The 1038-nt window shown below is 69.7% G+C and carries 1 protein-coding gene; it reads left to right on the top strand.

What is annotated here, in order from left to right:
* Nucleotide 1 precedes the first annotated feature (1 nt).
* Complete coding sequence (locus ME121_RS32790; protein ID WP_059410341.1) at nt 2–1024, top strand: IS630 family transposase; 1023 nt, start codon at nt 2–4, stop codon at nt 1022–1024.
* The last annotated feature ends 14 nt before the right edge of the window (nt 1025–1038 follow it).

Below are 1038 nucleotides of genomic sequence, written 5' to 3' on the forward strand. Positions count from 1 at the left end.
ACTGGTTGCGATCGCCAGCGACCGCTCCCGCCCGCTCAAACATACCCAGCGTGCCCGCATCGTCCTGCTCTCGGCCGAGCGCTTTTGTGTCCAGGACGTCGCCCGGCGGGCGGGCGTCAGCCGCCCGGCCGTGTGGCGCTGGCAGCGGCGCTACGCCGAGGCTGGCGTCGAAGGTCTGCTGCGCGACAAGACGCGCCCGCCCGGCACGCCGCCCCATTCAACCGAGACGGTGGCCGAGGTACTGGCGCTGACCTGCTCGGAGCCGCCGGGCGAGGTCACCCACTGGACCGGCCGGGCCGTGGCCCGCGCGGTCGGGATCTCGTTGCGTGCCGTGCAGCGGATCTGGGAGGCTCACCGCCTCCAGCCGCATCGGCTGCGCACGTTCAAGCGCTCGCGCGACCCCGCTTTCGCCGCCAAGGTCGAAGATGTCGTCGGCCTCTACATGGCCCCACCCGCCCACGCGGTGGTGCTGTCCATCGACGAGAAGAGCCAGATCCAGGCGCTGGAGCGGACGCGCCCCGACCGTCCGCCTGCCCCCGGCCATCCTGCCGCCCAGACCCACGACTATACCCGTCACGGCACCACGACGCTCTTTGCGGCCCTCGACGTCCTGGCGGGCACCGTGCTCGGCCGCTGCATGCAGCGCCACCGGAACGGTGAGTTCATCCGGTTCCTCAACGCCGTCGAATCTGCTGTCCCGTCCGGCAAGGCGATCCACGCGATCCTCGACAACGTCGCTACCCACAAACATCCGAAGGTGCGCGCCTGGCTCGCCCGGCACCCGCGCTGGACGTTCCACTTCACCCCGACTTCGGCCTCGTGGCTCAACGCGGTCGAGGGCTTCTTCTCAGCGCTGACCCGTCGTCGGCTGCGGCGAGGCTCCTTCACCGGCGTCGTCGATCTGCAGGCGGCGATCAAACGCTACATCGCCGAGCACAACCAGCGCGCCAGACCCTTCGTCTGGACAAAGCCCGCCACCGATATCCTCGAAGCCGTCGGCCGATCCCCTGAACCATCCGTCTGAGTCAGTGCACTAGG

Source organism: Methylobacterium sp. ME121, assembly GCF_000974725.1.
GTDB classification, from domain to species: Bacteria; Pseudomonadota; Alphaproteobacteria; order Rhizobiales; family Beijerinckiaceae; genus Methylobacterium; species Methylobacterium radiotolerans.